The organism is Nocardioides sp. WJ219 (genome assembly GCF_058559815.1).
Genome location: NZ_JBZUJV010000005.1, coordinates 310,341 through 328,842, shown reverse-complemented (window position 1 = coordinate 328,842; position 18,502 = coordinate 310,341). Strand labels below are relative to the sequence as shown.

Sequence of the window (18,502 nt, the reverse complement as noted above, 5' to 3'; positions counted from 1 at the left end):
CCGTGCCCGTCGACCCGCGCGAACCCCAGATCCCGGAGGGGATGAGCGCCGACGCGCGCGAGAGCTGGCCCAGCCCCGAGCTGATCAGCTCCTGGCTCGGCGACGTCGACCTCGACGTCGAGTGGCGGCCCGGTGAGGGAAGCAGCGTCTCGGCCGACGACCCCGAGGCCGTGGCCGCGGCCCGGCGCTTCCGCGACGTCCTCGGCCGCTTCGCCTCCGGCGTCACCGTGGTCACCGCGATGAGCGGCGGCGAGCCCGTCGGCATGACCTGCCAGTCGTTCTCCAGCGTCTCGCTCGACCCGCCGCTGGTGCTGTTCGTCCCGGCCCGCACGTCGCGGGCCTGGCCGATGATGCAGCGCGCCGGCCGGTTCTGCGTCAACTTCCTCGCCCACGACCAGGCCGACCTGAGCAACGCGATGGCCAGCCGGGGCAACGACAAGTTCGCGGGCCTCGCCTGGGCCCCGTCGTCGGTCACCGGCTCACCGGTCCTGCCCGGCACCCTCGGCCACGTCGACTGCACCATCCACGCGGTCCACGAGGCCGGCGACCACTACGTCGTCATCGGCCGGGTCGTCGACCTGGTGGCCGAGGACGACGAGCAGCCGCTGCTGTTCTACCGCGGCAAGTACCGCTCGACCACCTGACGGCCCGCGTCAGGGCGCGTACCGGGCCCGGCAGAGGACTCAGAGGCGGGTGCGGCTGGGGCTGGCGACCGACCCGGTCGGGTAGTCGTCCTCGACGCGGGCGGTCTCGGCGGCGTCGGTGTTGTCCAGGGCGTCGTCGTCGAAGGTCATGCCGCCAGCCTAGGAAGTCACGGGTCCTCTGATCGACTCCCGAGCCCGGCGAGAGCGGTGATCTTGCCCACGTCGGCGCCCGTCAGAGGGCGACGAGGGCCCGGTGGTGGTGGGGCGCGCCGTACAGCTGGCCGAGCGCGTGCGCACGCTTGAGCACCAGGTGGGCGTCGTGCTCCCAGGTGATCGCGATGCCGCCGTGCAGCTGCACCGTCTCGGCGGCGACGTGGGCCACGGCCTCGGCGCAGTAGGACGCCGCGACGTGCGCCAGGTGGTCGGCGTCGTCGCCGCGGGCGGAGACGGCGTACGACGCCGCCCACGACGCGGAGCGGCTCATCTCCGAGAGCACCAGCATCTCGGCCATCCGGTGCTTGAGCGCCTGGAACGACCCGATCTGACGGCCGAACTGCACCCGGTCGAGGCTGTAGGCGACGGTCATCTCCAGCCCGCGGGCCGCCAGGCCGGTCGCGAGTGCCGCGACGCCGGCTGCCCCGACCTGGGCCGCCCGGGCGCCGGCCGCCGCGGCGTCGCCGATGGGGGTCGTGGCCGCGCCGTCGAGGTCGACGTCGGCGAGCCGGATCGTCTGGTCGACGGTGCCGAGGCGGGCACGCCGGGCGGTGGCCGGGTCGACCTCGACCAGGCCGTCGTCGATGACCGCGACCAGCACCGTGGCGGTGTCGCCGTCGAGCACCGGCGCGCCCGAGCCGTCGACGAACGCGGCGATCTCACCGGCGGCGACCCGGGGCAGGAGCCGGGCGGCGGCCGCGTCGTCGGCCCCGGCCAGCAGGGCCTCGGAGGTGACCAGCGACGACAGCAGGGGCGACGGTGCGAGCGAGCGGCCGACCTCCTCGAGCACCAGCAGCGCCTCGAAGAGCGAGAAGCCGGCGCCACCGTGGTGCTCGGGGATGCCGAGCGCGGCCACCCCGATCTGCTCGACCAGGGTCTGCCACAGCGCCTCGTCGTGGCCGCCCTCGGACGCCGCCGCCGCACGGACCGCGCGGGGGTCGGCGCGCTTGGCCAGCAGGCCGCGCACGGTGGAGACCAGCTCCTGCTGCTCCTCGGAGAGCCCGAACTCCATCAGCCGTCCGTCCCGACGAGCGCGTCGAGCAGGCGGGCGCGGTGGAACGCCGGCGTGCCCCAGGCGGTGAGCAGCGCGCGGATCTTGGTGATCCACAGGCTCAGGTCGAACTCGGCGGTGTAGCCGATCGCGCCGTGCACCTGCAGCCCGGTGCGTGAGGCGAGGTAGGCGGCGTCGCCGGCGGCGACCTTCGCCGCGCTCGCCGGCACCTCGCCGAGCGCGGCGCCGTGGACGAGGGGTCGCGCGAAGTCGAGGGCGATGCGCACGTCGGCCAGGGCGTGCTTGATGGCCTGGTAGCTGCCGATCTCGCGCCCGAACTGCTTGCGCTGCTTGACGTAGGTGACGCTGTCGGCGAGCACCCGCTCGCCGGCGCCGAGCAGCTGGGCGGCGGTGGCGAGCACGGCGAGGTCGAAGGCGGCATCGAGGTCGCCGGCGGGCACGGGCTCGGTCGGCGAGGACGCGAAGAGCCGCCGGGTGCGGTCGACCGAGGCGACCCGGTCGCCGTGGACGGCCTGGAACAGGTCGCCGCCGAGCGCGAGGTAGGCCGCGTCGGCGACGTCGGCGTCCAGTCCCTCCGGCAGCGGCGGCACGGTGACGGTGGCGACGCCGCTGACCTCGCGGCCCAGGGCGACCGGAAGGTAGGCCGCCGACTCGACCCAGGGGCCCGGCACGGCGTACCGGCCGAGCGCCTCGAACGCGATGCAGACCTCCACCGGCGTGGCCTCGGTGGCGAGCATGGTCAGCCCGAGGTCGGCCAGCCGCTTCCACAGCGCGAGGCCGGGCGCGGTGTCGTCGTCGGCCCAGGCGCGGGCCACCGCGACGGTGTCGGACGCCGACAGCAGCCCGTCGAGGGTCGACGCGAGGTCGCGCTGGTCGTCGGTGAGCTCGAACCTCATCGGCCCGCTCCTCTGGTCTCGCGCGGCAGGCCGAGCACCCGTTCGGCGACGATGTTGCGCTGCACCTCGTTGGTGCCGGCGTAGATCGGGCCCGAGAGCGAGAACGTGTACCCGTCGAGCCAGCGCGACTCCTCCTCGGCCGCCGAGCCGAGCAGGTCGAGGGCGGTCTCGTGGAGAGCGATGTCGAGCTCGGACCAGAACACCTTGTTGACCGAGCCGGCCGCGCCCATGTCGCCGCCATCGGCGAGCCGGGTGACGGTGCCCCAGGTGTAGAGCCGGTAGGCCTGGGCGCCCAGCCACGCGTCGACGACGCCGCGGGCGGCGGCGTCGCGGTCGGGACCGTCGGGGGAGTCGCGGTAGAGCTCGACGAGTCGGTCGGCGGCGGCGCAGAAGCGGCCGGGGGAGCGCAGCGACAGACCGCGCTCGTTGCCGGCGGTGCTCATCGCGACCCGCCAGCCGTCACCGGGGGCTCCGAGGACGTCGGCGTCCGGCACGAAGACGCCCTCGAGGAAGACCTCGGCGAACCCGGGCTCGCCGTCGAGCTGGGCGATCGGGCGGACCGTGACCCCTGCGGCGTCGAGGGGGAACAGGAAGTAGGTCAGGCCGGCGTGGCGCTGCGCCTCGGGGTCGGAGCGGAACAGCCCGAACCCCCAGTGGGCGAACGCTGCGCGCGAGCACCACGTCTTCTGCCCGTCGAGGACCCACCCGCCGCGCTCGTCGTCGCGGCGCGCGGTCGAGCGCAGGCCGGCCAGGTCGGACCCGGCCTCGGGCTCCGACCAGCACTGCGCCCACACCTGCTCGCCGGTGGCCATCGACGGCAGGAACCGGTCCTGCTGGTCCTGGGTGCCGTGGTCGAAGAGGATGGGCGCGAGCAGGAAGATGCCGTTCTGGCTGACCCGGCCGGGCGCACCGGCCCGGTAGTACTCCTCCTCGAAGACGACCCACTCCACCAGGCTCGCCTCGCGGCCGTGGTAGCCGCGCGGCCACGAGACGACCGACCACCGGGCCTCGGCCAGCCGGGCCTCCCACTCCTGGTGGCGGGCCCAGCCCTCGAGGGTGTCCATCGACGGCAGCGGCTCGCTCGGCACGTTGGCCGCCAGCCACTCCCGCGCCTCGGCCTGGAAGGCCTGCTCGGACTCGGACAGGGTGAGGTCCATCAGCTGCTCCTGAGCTCGGTCTTGAGCACCTTGCCCGACAGGTTGCGGGGCAGGGCGTCGACGTGGGTCACCTGGCGCGGCACCTTGAAGTTGGCGAGCCGCTCCCGGGCGTGGGCGACGACGGCCTCGGCGGTGGCGGCGCCGACGACGTACGCCTTGCCGACCTCGCCCAGCCGCTCGTCGGGCACCCCGACCACCGCGACGTCGTCGACGCCGTCGAGGCGCATCAGCACCTGCTCGACCTCGGCGGGGTAGACGTTGAAGCCGCCGGAGATGTACATGTCCTTGAGCCGGTCGGTGATCCGCAGGTTGCCGGCGTCGTCGAGGGTGCCGACGTCGCCGGTGTGCAGCCAGCCGTCGGCGTCGATCGCGGCCGCGGTGGCGTCGGGGTCGTCGAGGTAGCCGAGCATCACGTGCTCCCCGCGCACCAGCAGCTCGCCGGTCTCGGTGTCGATGCGGGTCTCCATGCCCGGGACCGCGCGCCCGCAGCTGGTCGCGACCGTCTCGGCGTCGTCGCCCGCCCGGCACATCGCGACCACGACGGCCTCGGTCATCCCGAACGCCGTGACCACCTGGTCGATACCCAGCCCCGCCGGCGATGGAGCGCGCATCCGCTCGATCAGCACCACCGGGACGACGGCCGCACCGGTCACCGCCAGCCGCAGCGACGACAGGTCGTGCGCGGCGCGGTGGGGCGCGCCCAGCAGCGACTGGTAGATCGTCGGCGCCCCCGGGAGCAGGGTGATCCGCTCGTCCTGGACCAGCCGCATCGTCTCGTCGACGTCGAACGTCGCCACCGGGTAGAGCGTGGCGCCGGTGAGCAGGCCGACGACGATGCCGATCTTGTAGCCGAAGGAGTGGAAGAACGGGTTGACCACCAGGTAGCGGTCGTCGGCACGCACGCCGCCGAGGTCGGCCCAGGCCCGGGCGACGCCGATCGTCTGCCGGTGCGCGCTCATCGCGCCCTTCGACCGCCCGGTCGTGCCGGAGGTGAACAGCACGTCGGCGACGTCGTCGGCCCCGACCGCGTCGGCGCGGCGGCGCGCCTCGGCGAGGTGGTCCGGCGATCCAGCGACCTCGGCGCCGGCCAGGTCGGCCAGGTCGACCACCTGCGCCGCGGTGCCGACCTCGACGAGGTCGGCGACCTGGGTGCGGCCGAGGAAGCCGTCGGCGACCACGGCGACCGAGGCCCGGGTGCGGTCGAGCACGTCCGCCACCTCGTGGGCGGTGTAGCGGCTGTTGAGCGGCACCAGCACGCCCCCGGCGTAGGTCACGGCGAGCGCGGCCACCGCCCAGTCGGTGCTGTTGGGCGCCCACAGCGCGACGGTGCCGCCCGGCTGCAGCCCGCGGGCGACGTACGACGCGGCGGCCTGCTCCACCCTCCGGAGCAGGGCGGCGTACGACGTCGCCACGCCACCCTCGACGTACGCCGGGTGGTCGCCGAAGCGTGCCGCGGCGTCGCGGACCAGGGCGGGCAGCGTCTCCAAACCAAGCATTTGCTTGGTAGGGTAGCACCCGTGGACCTCGCCTACTCCGACGCCGACAAGGCGTTCCGCACCGAGATCCGCTCCTGGCTCGAGGACCACCTCGCCTCGAGCGACTGGTCGGGCCTGAGGGGACTCGGCGGTCCGGGCCGCGACCACGAGGCGATCGAGGAGCGGCTGGCCTGGAACCGGCACCTCGCCGCCCACGGGTGGACCTGCGTCGGCTGGCCGGTCGAGCACGGCGGGCGCGGGCTCAGCCTGTGGCAGCAGGTGGTCTTCCACGAGGAGTACGCCCGGGCCGACGCCCCGCACGGCGTCAACCACCTCGGCGAGCAGCTGCTCGGGCCCACCTTGATGGCCTTCGGCACCCCCGAGCAGCAGGCGCGCTTCCTGCCGCCGATCCTGGCGGTGGAGGAGCTGTGGGCGCAGGGATACTCCGAGCCCGACGCCGGCTCCGACCTGGCCAACGTGCAGACCCGGGCCGTGCTCGAGGGTGACGAGTGGGTGGTCGACGGCCAGAAGGTGTGGACGTCCAACGCGCACTTCTCCCAGTGGGTGTTCGTGATCGCGCGCACCGAGCCCGGGTCGCGGCGGCACCAGGGCCTGTCGTTCCTCCTGGTGCCGCTGGACCAGGACGGCGTGGAGGTGCGACCGATCGAGCAGCTCACCGGCGGCTCGGAGTTCAACGAGGTCTTCCTCACCGGCGCCCGCACGGCCGCCGACCTGGTGGTCGGCGAGCCCGGCGGGGGCTGGGCGGTGGCGATGGGGCTGCTCGGCTTCGAGCGCGGCGTCTCGACGCTCGCCCAGACCGTCGACTACGCCCGCGAGCTCGACAGCGTCGTCGAGCGCGCCCGGCGCAACGGCGCGCTCGACGACCCCGTGGTCCGCGACCGGCTCGCCGGGCTCAAGGTCGAGCTCTCGGTGATCCGCTCGCAGGGGCTGCGCGGACTGTCCCAGCTCGCCGGCGGTGAGGACTCGGCCGCCGGCGGGGGCGCCGGCTCCATCTTCAAGCTGGTGTGGGCCGGGTGGCACCGACGCCTCGGGGAGGCGGCGATGCAGGTCGCCGGCGCCGAGGGGCTGGTGCTGCGCCGACCGGCCGGCGGTGAGCCCGCGGCGTACGACCTCGACGAGCACCAGCGGCTCTTCCTCTTCTCGCGCTCCGACACCATCTACGGCGGCAGCGACGAGATCCAGAAGAACATCCTCGCCGAGCGCGTGCTCGGCCTCCCGCGCGAACCGAAGGGCTCCTGATGTCCACCCACCGCCCCGAGCAACCCGCCCCCGCGTACGTCGCGGGGCACGACCTGCTCGCCGGCAAGGTCGTGGTGGTCACCGCCGCGGCGGGCGCCGGCATCGGCGCGGCCGTCGTACGCCGGGCGCTCGAGGAGGGTGCCGCGGCCGTGGTCTTCTCCGACACCCACGCCCGCCGGCTGGCCGAGGCCGAGGAGGCGCTGGCGGCCGAGTTCGGCGCCGCCCGGGTGCGCCAGCTGGTCTGCGACGTGACCGAGGAGTCGCAGGTCGCCGCGCTGCTCGACGCCGCCGACGAGCTCGGCGGCGTCGACGTGATGGTCAACAACGCCGGTCTCGGTGGCACGGCGTCGGTGCTCGAGATGACCGACGAGCAGTGGTCGCGGGTCCTCGACATCACCCTGACCGGCACGTTCCGCTGCGTCCGCGCCGCCGGTCAGCGCATGGTCGCCGCCGGCCGGCGGGGCGTGATCGTCAACAACGCCTCGGTGATCGGGTGGCGGGCGCAGGAGGGCCAGGCCCACTACGCCGCCGCCAAGGCCGGCGTGATGGCGCTGACCCGCTGCTCGGCGATCGACCTCGCGCCGCACGGCATCCGCGTCAACGCCGTCAGCCCCAGCCTCGCCATGCACCCGTTCCTGGCCAAGGTGACCAGCGACGAGCTGCTGGCCGAGCTCAAGCAGCGCGAGGCGTTCGGTCGCGCCGCCGAACCGTGGGAGGTCGCCAACGTGATGATCATGCTCGCCAGCGACTACGCGTCGTACATGACCGGCGAGGTCGTCGCCGTCAGCAGCCAGCAGGCATGACGATGGCCGCCGAGACCGAGCCGGCCGCGTCGCGGCGATCCCAGCTCCTGGCGATCGCCGCCGGGCTGTTCGCCGAGAAGGGTTTTCGCAGCACCACGGTGCGTGACATCGCCGACGCCGCCGGGATCCTCTCCGGCAGCCTCTACCACCACTTCGACTCCAAGGAGTCGATGGTCGACGAGATCCTGCGGACCTTCCAGGACGAGCTCTTCGGCCAGTACGACGCCATCCTCGGCAGCGACCTCGACGCCCGCACCAAGCTCGAGCGGGCCGTCGAGGTGTCGTTCGCGGCGATCGACCGCCACCCGCACGAGGTGGCGATCTTCCAGAACGAGGCGGCGTACCTCGGCGGCTTCGAGCGGTTCGGCTACCTCGCTGAGCGCAACGCCCAGTCGCGCCAGGTCTGGCTCACGCTGCTCGAGGAGGGGGTGGCCTCCGGGGCGCTGCGCGCCGACCTCGACGTCGATCTCACCTACCGCTTCATCCGCGACACCGTCTGGGTCGCGGTGGGGTGGTACCGCCCCGGCGGCAAGCTCACCCACACCCGGATCGCCCACCAGTACCTGACCATCCTGCTCGACGGGATCGCAGAGGAGCGCGACCATGCCTGAGGCCTACATCGTCGACGCCGTCCGGACGCCCGTCGGCAAGCGGGGCGGCGCCCTGGCCGGCGTGCACTCCGCCGACCTCGCCGCCCACACGCTCGCGGCGATCGTGCGGCGTACGGGCGTCGACCCCGGCGCCGTCGACGACGTGATCCTGGGCTGCTGCGACACGATCGGCTCGCAGGCCGGCGACGTCGCCCGCACCGCCTGGCTGGTCGCGGGCCTGCCCGACCACGTGCCCGGTGTGACCATCGACCGGCAGTGCGGCTCCTCGCAGCAAGCGGTGCACTTCGCCGCCCAGGGCGTGCTGTCCGGCACCCAGGACCTGGTCGTGGCCGGCGGTGTGCAGAACATGAGCGCGATCCCGATCTCGGCGGCGATGCTCGCCGGTCAGCAGTACGGCTTCAGCACGCCGTTCGCCGAGTCGCCCGGCTGGGTTGCGCGCTACGGCGACGTCGAGGTCTCGCAGTTCCGCAGCGCCGAGATGATCGCCGAGAAGTGGGGCATCAGCCGGGATGACATGGAGGCCTTCGCCCTCGCCTCCCACGACCGCGCCCGCGCGGCGATCGCCGAGGGTCGGTTCACTGCCGAGATCGACCCGGTCCCGCTCGCCGACGGGACGACGTTCGACACCGACCAGTGCCCTCGTGAGACGTCGCTGGAGAAGATGGCCGGCCTGCAGCCCCTGGCGCCCGGTGGGCGGATCACCGCTGCGGTGGCCTCGCAGATATGCGATGCGTCCTCGGCGATGCTCGTCGCCTCCGAGCAGGCGGTCGCCGAGCACGGGCTCACGCCGCGCGCCCGGATCCACCACCTCTCCGTGCGCGGTGACGACCCGGTCTGGATGCTCACCGGCCCGATCCGGGCGACCCGGCACGCGCTGGAGAAGACCGGCCTGGGCATCGACGACATCGACCTGTTCGAGTGCAACGAGGCCTTTGCCTCGGTGGTGCTGGCGTGGATGCAGGAGCTGGACGTGCCGCACGAGAAGGTCAACGTCAACGGCGGCGGCATCGCGCTCGGGCACCCGATCGGCGCCACCGGCACCCGGCTGATGACCACCCTGCTCCACGAGCTCGAGCGCACCGGCGGCCGCTACGGGCTGCAGACCATGTGCGAGGGCGGCGGCCAGGCCAACGTGACCATCATCGAGCGCCTCTGACCGCTCAGGAGGTGAGCCAGACGGGGCTGGTGTAGGCGACGCCGAGCCGGTTGCCCGGGTGTCCCGCCGGGCCGCGGGTCGCGTTGCGCTGCGCCGGGTCGGCGATGCGGACCACGAACCAGTCACCCTCGCTGAGCCGCATCGGCACGTCGATCTCGAGCACCGGCCCCACCTTGAAGTCGACGACGTCGGCCACCTCGGGCACCTCGGTGCCGGGCCGGAGCACCTGCGCCTGCAGGCGGCGTCCGCGCCACGACGCGTCGCGGGCCAGGTCGAGGCGGATCCGGACGACGCCGCGGCGATGCACCAGCCGACCGCCCATCCGCGCCCGGCGTCCCGACGCGCGGGAGGTGGCGGTCATGTCGACCCGCAGCCCCGAGGTCCGGGTGGCGAAGAACCGGCGCGCCCGCATCGCCTCCTTCACGCCGCGACGGTTGTGCTCGCGGACCCAGAGGCCGGTGCGTCCCTTGCCCTCCGGGAACCCCCAGTCGGTGCCGTGCTCGTCGGTCACCCCGGCGATGCCCGTGCGCCACCCGGCGCCGAGGCAGGCGACGAGCGGAGACGAACGGCCGTCGGCGTACCCCTCGAAGAGGTAGTCGTCGCCGCGGTTGAACAGCTCGAGCGACACCATCCGGTCACGGACTCGGGCGTCGTAGGCGAACTCCTGGAAGCGGCCGGGCTCGCGGCCCGGGTGGTTGAACCCGGCGAGGCCGCCGGCGCCGCCGTCGAGGACGAGGCCGGGCTCGCGGCGCAGCCAGTCGAGGAGGGGCTGCATCAGACCGGCCTGGAGCACGTCGACGTAGTGCTCGGTGAACCAGACGTTGACGTGCCCCAGCAACGGCTCGGACCACTCGAACCCGCGGATGGCGGTGAACCGGCCGTCGCGGTTGGCCGCGTCGGCGAGCCGACCCGTGCGCGCGAAGTCGGAGGGGGTGATGCCGGCGACCTGCTTGTACTCCGGGGGCAGCAGGCCGTCGAGCACCTCGCCGAGGACGCTGTCGGACAGCGTGGCGTGGTCCGTCAGGGCTGCGACGTCGAGTCCGGCGCTGCGCATCGACGCGAACGCCAGTGCCGGGTCGCCGTCGCCGTCGGAGAGGAGCGTGTGGTTGTGGAGGTCGGCGTGGACCAGGCGGGTGCCCCGGGTGATCCGCGACGTCCGGCTCGCCCCGACGCGCGGCGGGGTGGTGGAGCCGTAGGCGGCGCCGGGCGCGATCGTCCCGACTGCCGCGCCGAGCGAGCCGGCGATGAGCAGGCCCGGGCCACTCGCGGCGACGGCCCGCCGGGAGAGCGACGGCGACGGCTCGGGGTGGGCGTGCGGGGCTTCGTGGTCGTGGCACACGCCCGCATCGCACCACACGCGGACGACCATGCGGTGAACGGAAGCGGTGCTCCTAGGGTGGGGGAGTGATCATCGCTCCGTCGCACGGATTCGTCCTGCTGTCGGTCCCGAAGGTCGCCTCCACTTCGCTCGACGAGGCGCTGGGCAGTTACCACCAGGCACCCCCGGGCAGGGCACCGCACAAGCACCAGAACCTGATCAACTTCCACAGCCACACCGTGCCCAAGATCAGCCGGCTCGGCTACGAGAGAGACCGGTACGACGTGGTCGCGATGTTCCGCGACCCGGTCGACTGGCTCGAGTCGTGGTGGCGCTACCGGCAGCGACCGGACGTGCGCGACAACCATGCCGATCGCTGGACCGGCGATGTCGGGTTCGCCGACTTCGCCCGGCAGTTCCTCGCCGACAAGGAGAGGACCGGGATCAAGGGCCGCCCGGCCCGCTTCGTCGCCGGCGACGCGGCGAACGGCGCGCGGATCGACCGGATCTTCGCCGTGGACCGGCCGGAGGTCTGGACGGCGTACTTCTCCGAGCGCGTGGGATCGCCGGTGGTCGTGCCGCGACGGAACCGGGCCGCGGCCCGTCCCGCACCCGAGCTGTCCGAGGACCTGGCCGCCGAGCTGCGGACGTGGTTCGCGCCGGAGTACGCCGTCCTCGAGCAGCTGGCGACCGACGGGCAGTGGACCCCTCCGTTCGGCTACCGGCCACCGGGCCTGGACGAGACGGAGTCCTGAGGGAGCGCCCACGCGCCTCAGGCCGCCTCGCCCCCACTGCCTCCCGGGAGGGGCGGCGCCCAGGACAGGTAGCGGTGGCCGGTCGGGGTGGTGATCTCGGTGCCGTGCACCGGTCCGGGTCGCGGTCGGGAAGACCATCCCAGGGTCTCCTTGGCGTGGTTGCAGCGCTCGCAGAGTCCCTGCAGGTCGTCGACCTCGGTCCTTCCGGTCTCGCGGTGCGGCCGGACGTGGTCGACGTGTCGCAGGGGTGCGCCGCACCACGGAGTCCGGCACAGCTGGTCACGGTCGGAGATGAAGTCGGTCAGGCCCTTCGGCGCCCTGCGGCGTCGCGCGTCGAGCGCGGTCAGCTGGCCGGTGCCGGGCGCGGTGTAGAGGCGCGTGATCCAGACCGCGGCGCGATCGAGCGCGCTCTTGACCAGGGTCCGGGCCCACTCGGCCGGCACCACGCCGTAGCCCGGCAGCTGGGCGGGCTCGGTGTCGCCGGCGAGCAGGGTGCGGTCGGTCATCACCAGACGCAGGTCCACCCGGGGTGGGGCCTGGGGGTGTCGTCCGGTGACGAGCTCGACCATCGCGTCGGCCATGACCTGGCCGCGGCCGCGCTGGTCGCCGTCGCTACGTGCTCGGTCGGCGATCCTGGTGAGGACGGCGTACATGGCGACGCCCTGCTCCACCGGGACCAGCGCGGTCACGTAGGTCATGGTGTCGGGAGCCGGGCGGATGGTCACCCGGCGGTCCTTGACGGCCAGGGCCTGCCGCTCGCAGACCCCGGCGGGGTCGAGGCGGGAGGCCAGGCGCAGGGCCTCGACGACGAGCTGCTTGCGACTCAGCTGGTCGACCCGGTCGGAGCCGACGAGCTCCTCGTCGATCGCGGTCCGGTGACCCACGGCGAGGCACGCGGTCTCCCGCGCGAGCAGCGTGGCGGCGTACTCGGAGATCCGGCCCTCGCTCAACGCGCGAGCAGTGTGGGGCATCTCGGTCGCCAGCACCCGCGAGAGCCCGAGGAAGGTGGAGGCGACGCGCGGGCTCTCGTGCCGGGCCAGGGCGACCTGGGCGGCGACTCCCTCCCCGACACGGGCTGCCGGTACGCCGGCGGCGCGCTGCTCGGCGCGTTGGGACTCCTCGAAGGCGTGCGCGATCCGACCCTGCGCCGCGGCCAAGGCGTTCTTGACCCGCTCGATCATCGCGATCTGGTCGATCCGCTGGCTGTCGTCGGGCGCAGCCTCTCCTGGTCCGGTCGGCAGCCCGAGCTGCGCGGCGCGCTGCAGCCACGTGGCTAGCTCGGTCAGGACGGGGTCGGTCATGGGTGAGACCGTAGGAGCGACCGGCGACGACGCCTCGCGCTCGGGGCTGACCTCTGTGGACGACCGGGCCGGCGGGGTTTCCTGTGGACGACTCCGGGACGTTTCCACAGCGCGACCGCACCAGCGGCGGCCGGCGATCGCCGCGTCTAGCGCAGGGCCACGAACAGCCCCACGACGGTCGGGACGAAGCCCAGCGCCAGCCACGGGCTCGCCACCGTCCGCCGGTGGATCGCGAACGCCGCGGCGATCGCGCAGACGCCGAACGCGCCGCCGAGCACGCACAACCCGACCTGCGCCACCCGCTCGGAGTCGTCGATGACGATCGCCGCGATGACCAGGCCGATGGACAGGTGGAAGATCGTCGTGCCGACCAGGACCGACAGCACGGTGCGCTGCACCCGCTCGAGACGGGCGATGTCCTCGGCGGTGGCCCGCTCCCGCGGGCGGTCGGGGTCGATGAGGTGCTTGGCGCGCCGCGGGGCCGGCTCCTGGGTCACTCGTCCAGGGTAGGCGGCCACACCGGACCCTCGACCGGGAGCGGCCCCGGTGGTCGGGGACGGCGGGGGAGTTCAGGAGCGCCTGTCGGGTCCGGGACCGCGAACCCAGCCCGCCGGGCCGTTCCTCCGCAGCCGCAGCCGCATCATGACCGAGGAGCCGGCCTGGGCGCCGGCCGCACGCTCAGACGACGTACGACGTGCCACGCCGCAGCTCGGCGGCGGCCCGGGTGACGACCCGGTCGACCAGCTCCTCGCACGTCGGCAGGTCGTCGATCACGCCCACCACCTGACCCGACGCGAGGACGCCGGCGTCCGTGTCGCCGTCGACGAGGCCGGCCTTGAGCATCACCGGGGTGTTGGCGGCCAGCGCCATCTGCCCCAGGCTGCGGCCCTGGGTCTTCCGCATGGTGTGGCCGTCCCGGGCCAGCTGCACCCAGCTCAGCTCCGCGTCCCGCTTGAAGTCGAGGGTCCGGCGCACGGTGGGGCCGAGCCGTCGGGCCGCACTGGTGCCCTCGAGCGACTCGACCAGGTCGGTGCGCAGCATCCGGTGCGGCATCCCGTCGACCTTGGCGGTGACGACGGTGCCGGTGAGGTCGGCGGCGAGGTAGCGCTCCTTGACCGCCTGCGGGACCGCGGAGTCCTGGGTGAGCAGGAACCGGGTGCCCATGCCGACGCCCGCGGCGCCGAAGGACAGCGCCGCGGCGAGGCCCCGACCGTCGAAGAAGCCACCGGCGGCGATGACCGGGATGTCGCTGCCGGCATCGCGCAACGCGTCGAGCACCGTCGGCAGCAGCAGCGTCGTCGGCACCGGACCCGTGTGCCCGCCGCCCTCGCCGCCCTGCACCATCACCGCGTCGGCGCCCCACGAGGCGACCTTGACGGCGTGCTTGGCCGCGCCGATCGACGGCATCACCACGACGCCGTGCTCCTTGAGCCGGGCGATCAGCTCCTGCTTCGGCGCCAGCGCGAACGACGCGACCCGGACGCCGTGCTCGATCAGCAGGTCGCAGCGCGCTCCTGCATCGCCGGCGTCGGCGCGCAGGTTGACGCCGAACGGCTGGTCGGTGCGCGCCTTGGTCTCGACGATCGCCCGCTCGAGCTCGTCGTAGGTCATCGTCGCGCTGGCCAGGATGCCGAGGCCGCCGGCATTGGCGGTGCCGGAGACCAGCCGCGGGCCCGACACCCACCCCATCCCGGTCTGCACCACCGGGTGCCGGACGCCGACCAGGTCGGTGAACGGGGTGCGGATCAGCTGCTCGATCACCGCGGCACCTCCTTGAACCGGTAGCCCTTGGGGTCGAGGACCTCGCCGACGAGGACGAGCTCCTCGGCGGTCGGCGTCCGCGTCTCGGGCACCGCGCCGAGATCGCCGAGGTCGAAGCCGGTGGCCTCCTGCACCTCTGCGGCGGTCACGCCCGGGTGCAGCGAGAGGACCCGGACGGTGCGGTCGGGACCGTTGACGTCGAGCACGGCGAGGTTGGTGACGATGCGGTGGATGTCGTTGAACCGGGACGCCGCCGGGCCGGCCTCGGCCGCGCGCCTCGGGCCGACGCCGGAGACGATGTCGACGGCCTCGACGAAGACGCGCGGGGAGTGGCGCGGCACCCAGTACGACGTCCGGTTGTTGACGGTGTTGCCGGGGGCGCCGCGGGAGCCGAGCAGCTGCCGCTTCGGCTGGGCGAAGGGTCCGATCGCCGAGATGTTCTGGTTGCCGTCACGGTCGACCTGCGTGGCGCCCATCATCACGTGCCGCTTGCCGTGGGCGACGACGTCGAAGACCTTGCGGAACGGGATCCAGCCCTCCACGACGTCGGCCCGGGCGAAGATCGGGGGAGTGCCGGCCAGGAACAGCGACTCGCCGTCGCTGATCACCAGGTCGGGGTTGGACGTCAGCCTGGCGAGCCGCACCCCCAGCATCGGCATCGTGCCCATCGGGCTGGCGAAGATCTCGCCGTCGTCCGCGAACGCGTCGGCCACCGCGGCGGCGCACACGTTGGCCCTCGTCGGCTCGCTCATGCCTGCTCCTCGCCGAAGGCCCGGACCGCGGCCTGGTAGGCCTCCTCGTCACCGGACAGGAACCGGTCCTCGAACGCGGCCCAGTCGTCGTCGCTGCCGCCGGCCGCGGCGGCGTACGCCTTCTGGAACGCCTCGTCGCGCGCGTAGTCGGGCCGGCAGTCGGTGAAGTGGGCACCGTGGGGCGTCTCGACGACGCCGTCGACCAGCATCCGGCTGAGCAGCAGCCGTTGCACGGGGGTGTCGATGGTGAGCCCGGCGGTGTCGACGACCTGCTCGACGGAGAGGAACGTGCGCTCGGCCGCCATCGCGAAGAGGTCGTCGAAGTACGGGTCGGGCCCGAGGTAGGTGGCGTTGCCGTGCTGGTCGGCGCGGTTGAGGTGCACCAGGGCCACGTCGAGCCGCAGCGCGGGCACCGCGACGAAGGTCTCGACCTGGCCGTCGGGGGCGGCGTACGGCGAGTCGACCGTCTTGATCCACGGGTTGTTGACCAGCACGTCGGAGCCGAGACCGGCGCGCATCGGCAGGAACGGCAGCCGCTCGGACGCCGCCTTGAGGCCGGTCTGGAACATGCCCTCGTCGAGCTCGACGACCTCGGGGATGGTGCCTTCCTGACGGGCCCTCTGGAAGTTGGGCTCCAGGGGCACGGTGTCGAGGGAGACGAAGGCGTAGACGAGCCTGCGGATCTTGCCGGCCCGCGCGAGCAGGCCGACGTCGGCGCCGCCCCAGCTCACGATGGTGAGGTCGCGCAGGTCGGAGCGCAGGATCGCGCGGACCAGTGCCATCGGCTTGCGCCGTGGGCCCCAGCCGCCGATCCCGATCGTCATCCCGTCGCGCAGCTCGGCGACGACGTCGTCGATCGACATCCGCTTGTCGCGGGGTCCCTTGGTCATGCCGTCCCTCCGGCCGTGGCGGACTTGTCCGTGCCGGCGAACCGGTCGCGCAACTCGTCGCTGACACCCATCAGGTTGAGCTCCATCGTGAACCCCTGCTCGAAGCGGTAGCTCTTGTTGACGTCGACCGGGTCGATGCCGTTGAGGCACTCCTTGGCCGCGCGGATGACGCGGGTGTCCTGGACGGCGATGTCGGCGGCGACGCGCATCGCCGCGTCGTCGAGCCCGGCGCGCGGCACCACCTCGAGCACGGAGCCGAACTGCACCAGCTCGGCGGCCTTGATCGTGCGCGAGGTGAAGTAGAGCGTGCGCATCAGGTGCTGCGGCACCAGCCGCGCCATGTGGGTCGCGGCGCCCAGCGCGCCCTGCTTGACCTCCGGGACGCCGAAGTAGGCGTCATCGCTGGCGACGACGCAGTCGGCGTTGCCGACCAGGCCGACGCCGCCGCCGAGGCAGAAGCCGTGGACCGCCGCGACCACCGGCACCGCGCACTCGTAGACGGCCTTGAACGCCGCGAAGCACCCCTTGTTGGCGCCGATCAGCGCGTCGAACCCGGTGGTGTGCTGCATCTCCTTGACGTCGACGCCGGCGTTGAAGCCACGGCCCTCGGCGCGCAGGACGACCACGTGGGTGGCCAGGTCGGCCGAGGCCTCGTCGAGCGCCGCGGCGACGTCGTACCAGCCCTGGACGGTCAGCGCGTTGACCGGCGGGTGCTCCATGGTGACGACGCGGACGCCGTCGTCCCGCAGGGTCGAGGTGATCGTCATGGGCCGTCTCTCCGCCGTCGTCCGGGACTCGTCAGGTGACCAAGCAAGTGCTTGGTAGGGTAGCAGCCATGTCGCTCGCCCTCGACCTGTCCGGTCGCGTCGTCCTGGTCACCGGGGGCGCCAAGGGGATCGGTCGCGGCGTCACCGAGGCGTTCCTGGACGCCGGCGCCACCGTGGTCACCTGTGCCCGGTCGGCCGAGCCCACCGTCGACGGGGCCGAGCACCGGGTGTGCGACGTGCGCGACCCCGACGCCGTGACGGCGCTGGTGGCCGGGATCGCCGAGACGCACGGCCGGCTCGACGTGCTGGTCAACAACGCGGGCGGCGCGCCCGCCGTCGACGCCGCCACGGCATCGCCGCGCCTGCACCAGAAGGTCGTCGACCTCAACCTGCTCAGCCCGCTGGTGGTCTCGCAGGCGGCCAACGCCGTCATGCAGGAGCAGGCCGGCGGCGGCGCGATCGTCAACATCTCCTCGGTCGCGGCCCACCGGGCCGCGCCCACCATCGCCGCGTACGGCGCCGCCAAGGCCGGCCTCGACTCCCTCACCCGCTCGCTGGCGGTGGAGTGGGGCCCGGCGGTGCGGGTCAACGCCATCGACGTCGGCCTGTGCCGCACCGAGCACACCGACGACCACTACGGCGGCGACGACCGGGTCGCGGCGATCGAGCGCACCATCCCGCTCGGTCGGATGGCCCGGCCGCGCGAGGTCGGGCACGTCGCGGTGTTCCTGGCCAGCGACCTGGCGTCGTACGTCTCCGGTGCGCGGGTCTCCTGCGACGGCGGCGGCGAGCCCCCTGTCTTCCTGCACGTCACCTGAGCCACCGAAGGAGCACCCCGTGCCTGCACTTCTCCAGGACCGCGTCGCGATCGTCACCGGGGCGGGTCGCGGCATCGGCCGCGCCCACGCCCTCGAGCTGGCCCGGCACGGCGCCAAGGTCGTGGTCAACGACCACGGCGTCTCGCTGGCCGGCGAAGGCACAGGAGAGTCGCCCGCCGACGAGGTCGTCGCGGCGATCCGCGCGGCCGGGGGAGAGGCCGTCGCCAACGGCGCTGACGTGGCCGACTTCGCGCAGGCCGAGGCGATGGTGCGCCAGGCGATCGACACCTTCGGCGGGCTCGACGTGCTCGTCAACAACGCCGGGTTCGTGCGCGACCGGATGCTCGTCAACACGTCCGAGGAGGAGTGGGACGCCGTCATCCGCGTGCACCTGAAGGGACACTTCGCCCCCCTGCGCCACGCCGGCGCCTACTGGCGTGCGGAGGCCAAGCAGGGCCGCCAGCGCGCGGCCCGGGTCGTCAACACCTCCTCCGGCGCGGGGTTGCAGGGCTCGGTCGGCCAGGCGACGTACTCCGCCGCCAAGGCCGGCATCGCCGGGCTCACCCTCGTCGCCGCCCAGGAGATGGGCCGCTACGGCGTCACGGTCAACGCCATCGCCCCGGTCGCGCGGACCCGGATGACCGAGGGCGCGTTCGACACCTCCGCGATGGCGCTGCCCGAGGACAACTCGCCCGTCGTGGCCTGGCTCGCCTCCGAGGAGGCCGGCGACGTCACCGGACGCGTGATCGAGATCGACGGCAGCACCCTCACCGTCGAGGACGGGTGGCGCCACGGGCCCGCGCGCGACGCCGGCGCCCGCTGGGACGCCGCGGCGGTCGGGCCGGCCCTGCGCGAGCTGCTGGCCGAGGCGCCCGACCCGGAGCCGGTCTACGGCGCCTGAGCCGACCCCGCC

At 73.5% G+C, this 18,502-nt stretch carries 19 protein-coding genes; 8 read left to right on the top strand and 11 right to left on the bottom strand.

Annotation, left to right across the window (positions count from 1 at the left end; genetic code table 11):
* Nucleotides 1–2 precede the first annotated feature (2 nt).
* Nucleotides 3–644 (top strand): flavin reductase family protein, encoded by a 642-nt coding sequence (locus AC4MBH_RS14620; RefSeq protein ID WP_491795630.1) that lies wholly within the window; start codon nucleotides 3–5, stop codon nucleotides 642–644.
* Between the two features lie 232 nt (nucleotides 645–876).
* On the opposite strand, the gene AC4MBH_RS14615 is transcribed toward AC4MBH_RS14620, so the two are convergent.
* Genes AC4MBH_RS14615 through AC4MBH_RS14600 form a run of 4 tightly spaced genes read right to left on the bottom strand, consistent with a single transcriptional unit; the run spans nucleotide 877 to nucleotide 5,418 of the window.
* The gene (locus tag AC4MBH_RS14615; RefSeq protein ID WP_491795629.1) at nucleotides 877–1,869 is read right to left on the bottom strand and encodes an acyl-CoA dehydrogenase family protein; all 993 of its coding nucleotides are present in this window, start codon (nucleotides 1,867–1,869) and stop codon (nucleotides 877–879) included.
* A complete protein-coding gene (locus AC4MBH_RS14610) occupies nucleotides 1,869–2,765 on the bottom strand; it encodes an acyl-CoA dehydrogenase family protein (protein WP_491795628.1) in 897 nt (298 codons plus the stop codon). The genes AC4MBH_RS14615 and AC4MBH_RS14610 overlap by 1 nt, the downstream gene beginning before the upstream one ends.
* Nucleotides 2,762–3,922 (bottom strand): acyl-CoA dehydrogenase family protein, encoded by a 1,161-nt coding sequence (locus AC4MBH_RS14605; protein WP_491795627.1) that lies wholly within the window; start codon nucleotides 3,920–3,922, stop codon nucleotides 2,762–2,764. Before AC4MBH_RS14605 ends, AC4MBH_RS14610 begins: the two co-directional genes overlap by 4 nt.
* Nucleotides 3,922–5,418: a FadD3 family acyl-CoA ligase gene (locus AC4MBH_RS14600; RefSeq protein ID WP_491795626.1), complete on the bottom strand. Its 1,497-nt coding sequence runs from the start codon at nucleotides 5,416–5,418 to the stop codon at nucleotides 3,922–3,924. Before AC4MBH_RS14600 ends, AC4MBH_RS14605 begins: the two co-directional genes overlap by 1 nt.
* Nucleotides 5,419–5,439: 21 nt before the next feature.
* Here AC4MBH_RS14600 and AC4MBH_RS14595 point away from each other — a divergent pair, with 21 nt between their 5' ends.
* From AC4MBH_RS14595 to AC4MBH_RS14580, 4 genes are read left to right on the top strand one after another with little or no spacing between them, the layout of a single operon-like run.
* Nucleotides 5,440–6,657 carry an acyl-CoA dehydrogenase family protein gene (locus AC4MBH_RS14595; protein ID WP_491795625.1) on the top strand — a complete coding sequence of 406 codons (1,218 nt, stop codon included), beginning with the start codon at nucleotides 5,440–5,442 and terminating at the stop codon, nucleotides 6,655–6,657.
* Nucleotides 6,657–7,460, top strand: a complete 804-nt coding sequence (locus AC4MBH_RS14590; RefSeq protein ID WP_491795624.1) for an SDR family oxidoreductase — start codon at nucleotides 6,657–6,659, stop codon at nucleotides 7,458–7,460. Before AC4MBH_RS14595 ends, AC4MBH_RS14590 begins: the two co-directional genes overlap by 1 nt.
* Nucleotides 7,457–8,071, top strand: coding sequence for a TetR/AcrR family transcriptional regulator (locus tag AC4MBH_RS14585; protein WP_491795623.1), 615 nt, complete (start codon nucleotides 7,457–7,459; stop codon nucleotides 8,069–8,071). Before AC4MBH_RS14590 ends, AC4MBH_RS14585 begins: the two co-directional genes overlap by 4 nt.
* Nucleotides 8,064–9,227, top strand: coding sequence for an acetyl-CoA C-acetyltransferase (locus tag AC4MBH_RS14580; RefSeq protein ID WP_491795622.1), 1,164 nt, complete (start codon nucleotides 8,064–8,066; stop codon nucleotides 9,225–9,227). Before AC4MBH_RS14585 ends, AC4MBH_RS14580 begins: the two co-directional genes overlap by 8 nt.
* 4 nt (nucleotides 9,228–9,231) lie before the next feature.
* Here AC4MBH_RS14580 and AC4MBH_RS14575 read toward each other — a convergent pair whose 3' ends face one another.
* Entirely contained in the window at nucleotides 9,232–10,566 is a 1,335-nt protein-coding gene (locus AC4MBH_RS14575; protein WP_491795621.1) for a CehA/McbA family metallohydrolase, read from the bottom strand.
* A 65-nt stretch (nucleotides 10,567–10,631) separates the two neighbouring features.
* Here AC4MBH_RS14575 and AC4MBH_RS14570 point away from each other — a divergent pair, with 65 nt between their 5' ends.
* Nucleotides 10,632–11,300: a sulfotransferase family protein gene (locus AC4MBH_RS14570; protein WP_491795620.1), complete on the top strand. Its 669-nt coding sequence runs from the start codon at nucleotides 10,632–10,634 to the stop codon at nucleotides 11,298–11,300.
* Between the two features lie 17 nt (nucleotides 11,301–11,317).
* Here AC4MBH_RS14570 and AC4MBH_RS14565 read toward each other — a convergent pair whose 3' ends face one another.
* The 6 genes from AC4MBH_RS14565 to AC4MBH_RS14540 form a co-directional block, all read right to left on the bottom strand.
* Nucleotides 11,318–12,601 (bottom strand): HNH endonuclease, encoded by a 1,284-nt coding sequence (locus AC4MBH_RS14565; protein WP_491795619.1) that lies wholly within the window; start codon nucleotides 12,599–12,601, stop codon nucleotides 11,318–11,320.
* A gap of 146 nt (nucleotides 12,602–12,747) precedes the next feature.
* Nucleotides 12,748–13,098 carry a hypothetical protein gene (locus AC4MBH_RS14560; RefSeq protein ID WP_491795618.1) on the bottom strand — a complete coding sequence of 117 codons (351 nt, stop codon included), beginning with the start codon at nucleotides 13,096–13,098 and terminating at the stop codon, nucleotides 12,748–12,750.
* Between the two features lie 181 nt (nucleotides 13,099–13,279).
* A complete protein-coding gene (locus AC4MBH_RS14555) occupies nucleotides 13,280–14,362 on the bottom strand; it encodes an NAD(P)H-dependent flavin oxidoreductase (RefSeq protein ID WP_491795617.1) in 1,083 nt (360 codons plus the stop codon).
* Nucleotides 14,359–15,114 carry a CoA-transferase subunit beta gene (locus AC4MBH_RS14550; protein ID WP_491795616.1) on the bottom strand — a complete coding sequence of 252 codons (756 nt, stop codon included), beginning with the start codon at nucleotides 15,112–15,114 and terminating at the stop codon, nucleotides 14,359–14,361. The genes AC4MBH_RS14555 and AC4MBH_RS14550 overlap by 4 nt, the downstream gene beginning before the upstream one ends.
* Nucleotides 15,111–16,004 carry a CoA transferase subunit A gene (locus AC4MBH_RS14545; protein WP_491795615.1) on the bottom strand — a complete coding sequence of 298 codons (894 nt, stop codon included), beginning with the start codon at nucleotides 16,002–16,004 and terminating at the stop codon, nucleotides 15,111–15,113. The genes AC4MBH_RS14550 and AC4MBH_RS14545 overlap by 4 nt, the downstream gene beginning before the upstream one ends.
* Nucleotides 16,001–16,771 (bottom strand): enoyl-CoA hydratase family protein, encoded by a 771-nt coding sequence (locus tag AC4MBH_RS14540; RefSeq protein ID WP_491795614.1) that lies wholly within the window; start codon nucleotides 16,769–16,771, stop codon nucleotides 16,001–16,003. Before AC4MBH_RS14540 ends, AC4MBH_RS14545 begins: the two co-directional genes overlap by 4 nt.
* A 68-nt stretch (nucleotides 16,772–16,839) precedes the next feature.
* On the opposite strand from AC4MBH_RS14540, the gene AC4MBH_RS14535 reads away from it, so the two are divergent.
* Nucleotides 16,840–17,589 (top strand): SDR family oxidoreductase, encoded by a 750-nt coding sequence (locus AC4MBH_RS14535; RefSeq protein ID WP_491795613.1) that lies wholly within the window; start codon nucleotides 16,840–16,842, stop codon nucleotides 17,587–17,589.
* Nucleotides 17,590–17,608: 19 nt separating this feature from the next.
* Nucleotides 17,609–18,490, top strand: coding sequence for an SDR family oxidoreductase (locus AC4MBH_RS14530; RefSeq protein WP_491795612.1), 882 nt, complete (start codon nucleotides 17,609–17,611; stop codon nucleotides 18,488–18,490).
* Nucleotides 18,491–18,502 lie beyond the last annotated feature (12 nt).

What these genes read in the sequence shown, in the direction of transcription:
- AC4MBH_RS14615 (WP_491795629.1), bottom strand. Translation starts at nt 1,869, where the DNA reads ATGGAGTTCGGGCTCTCCGAGGAGCAGCAGGAGCTGGTCTCCACCGTG.
- AC4MBH_RS14610 (WP_491795628.1), bottom strand. Translation starts at nt 2,765, where the DNA reads ATGAGGTTCGAGCTCACCGACGACCAGCGCGACCTCGCGTCGACCCTC.
- AC4MBH_RS14605 (WP_491795627.1), bottom strand. Translation starts at nt 3,922, where the DNA reads ATGGACCTCACCCTGTCCGAGTCCGAGCAGGCCTTCCAGGCCGAGGCG.
- AC4MBH_RS14600 (WP_491795626.1), bottom strand. Translation starts at nt 5,418, where the DNA reads ATGCTTGGTTTGGAGACGCTGCCCGCCCTGGTCCGCGACGCCGCGGCA.
- AC4MBH_RS14590 (WP_491795624.1), top strand. Translation starts at nt 6,657, where the DNA reads ATGTCCACCCACCGCCCCGAGCAACCCGCCCCCGCGTACGTCGCGGGG.
- AC4MBH_RS14585 (WP_491795623.1), top strand. Translation starts at nt 7,457, where the DNA reads ATGACGATGGCCGCCGAGACCGAGCCGGCCGCGTCGCGGCGATCCCAG.
- AC4MBH_RS14580 (WP_491795622.1), top strand. Translation starts at nt 8,064, where the DNA reads ATGCCTGAGGCCTACATCGTCGACGCCGTCCGGACGCCCGTCGGCAAG.
- AC4MBH_RS14565 (WP_491795619.1), bottom strand. Translation starts at nt 12,601, where the DNA reads ATGACCGACCCCGTCCTGACCGAGCTAGCCACGTGGCTGCAGCGCGCC.
- AC4MBH_RS14550 (WP_491795616.1), bottom strand. Translation starts at nt 15,114, where the DNA reads ATGAGCGAGCCGACGAGGGCCAACGTGTGCGCCGCCGCGGTGGCCGAC.
- AC4MBH_RS14545 (WP_491795615.1), bottom strand. Translation starts at nt 16,004, where the DNA reads ATGACCAAGGGACCCCGCGACAAGCGGATGTCGATCGACGACGTCGTC.
- AC4MBH_RS14540 (WP_491795614.1), bottom strand. Translation starts at nt 16,771, where the DNA reads ATGACGATCACCTCGACCCTGCGGGACGACGGCGTCCGCGTCGTCACC.
- AC4MBH_RS14535 (WP_491795613.1), top strand. Translation starts at nt 16,840, where the DNA reads ATGTCGCTCGCCCTCGACCTGTCCGGTCGCGTCGTCCTGGTCACCGGG.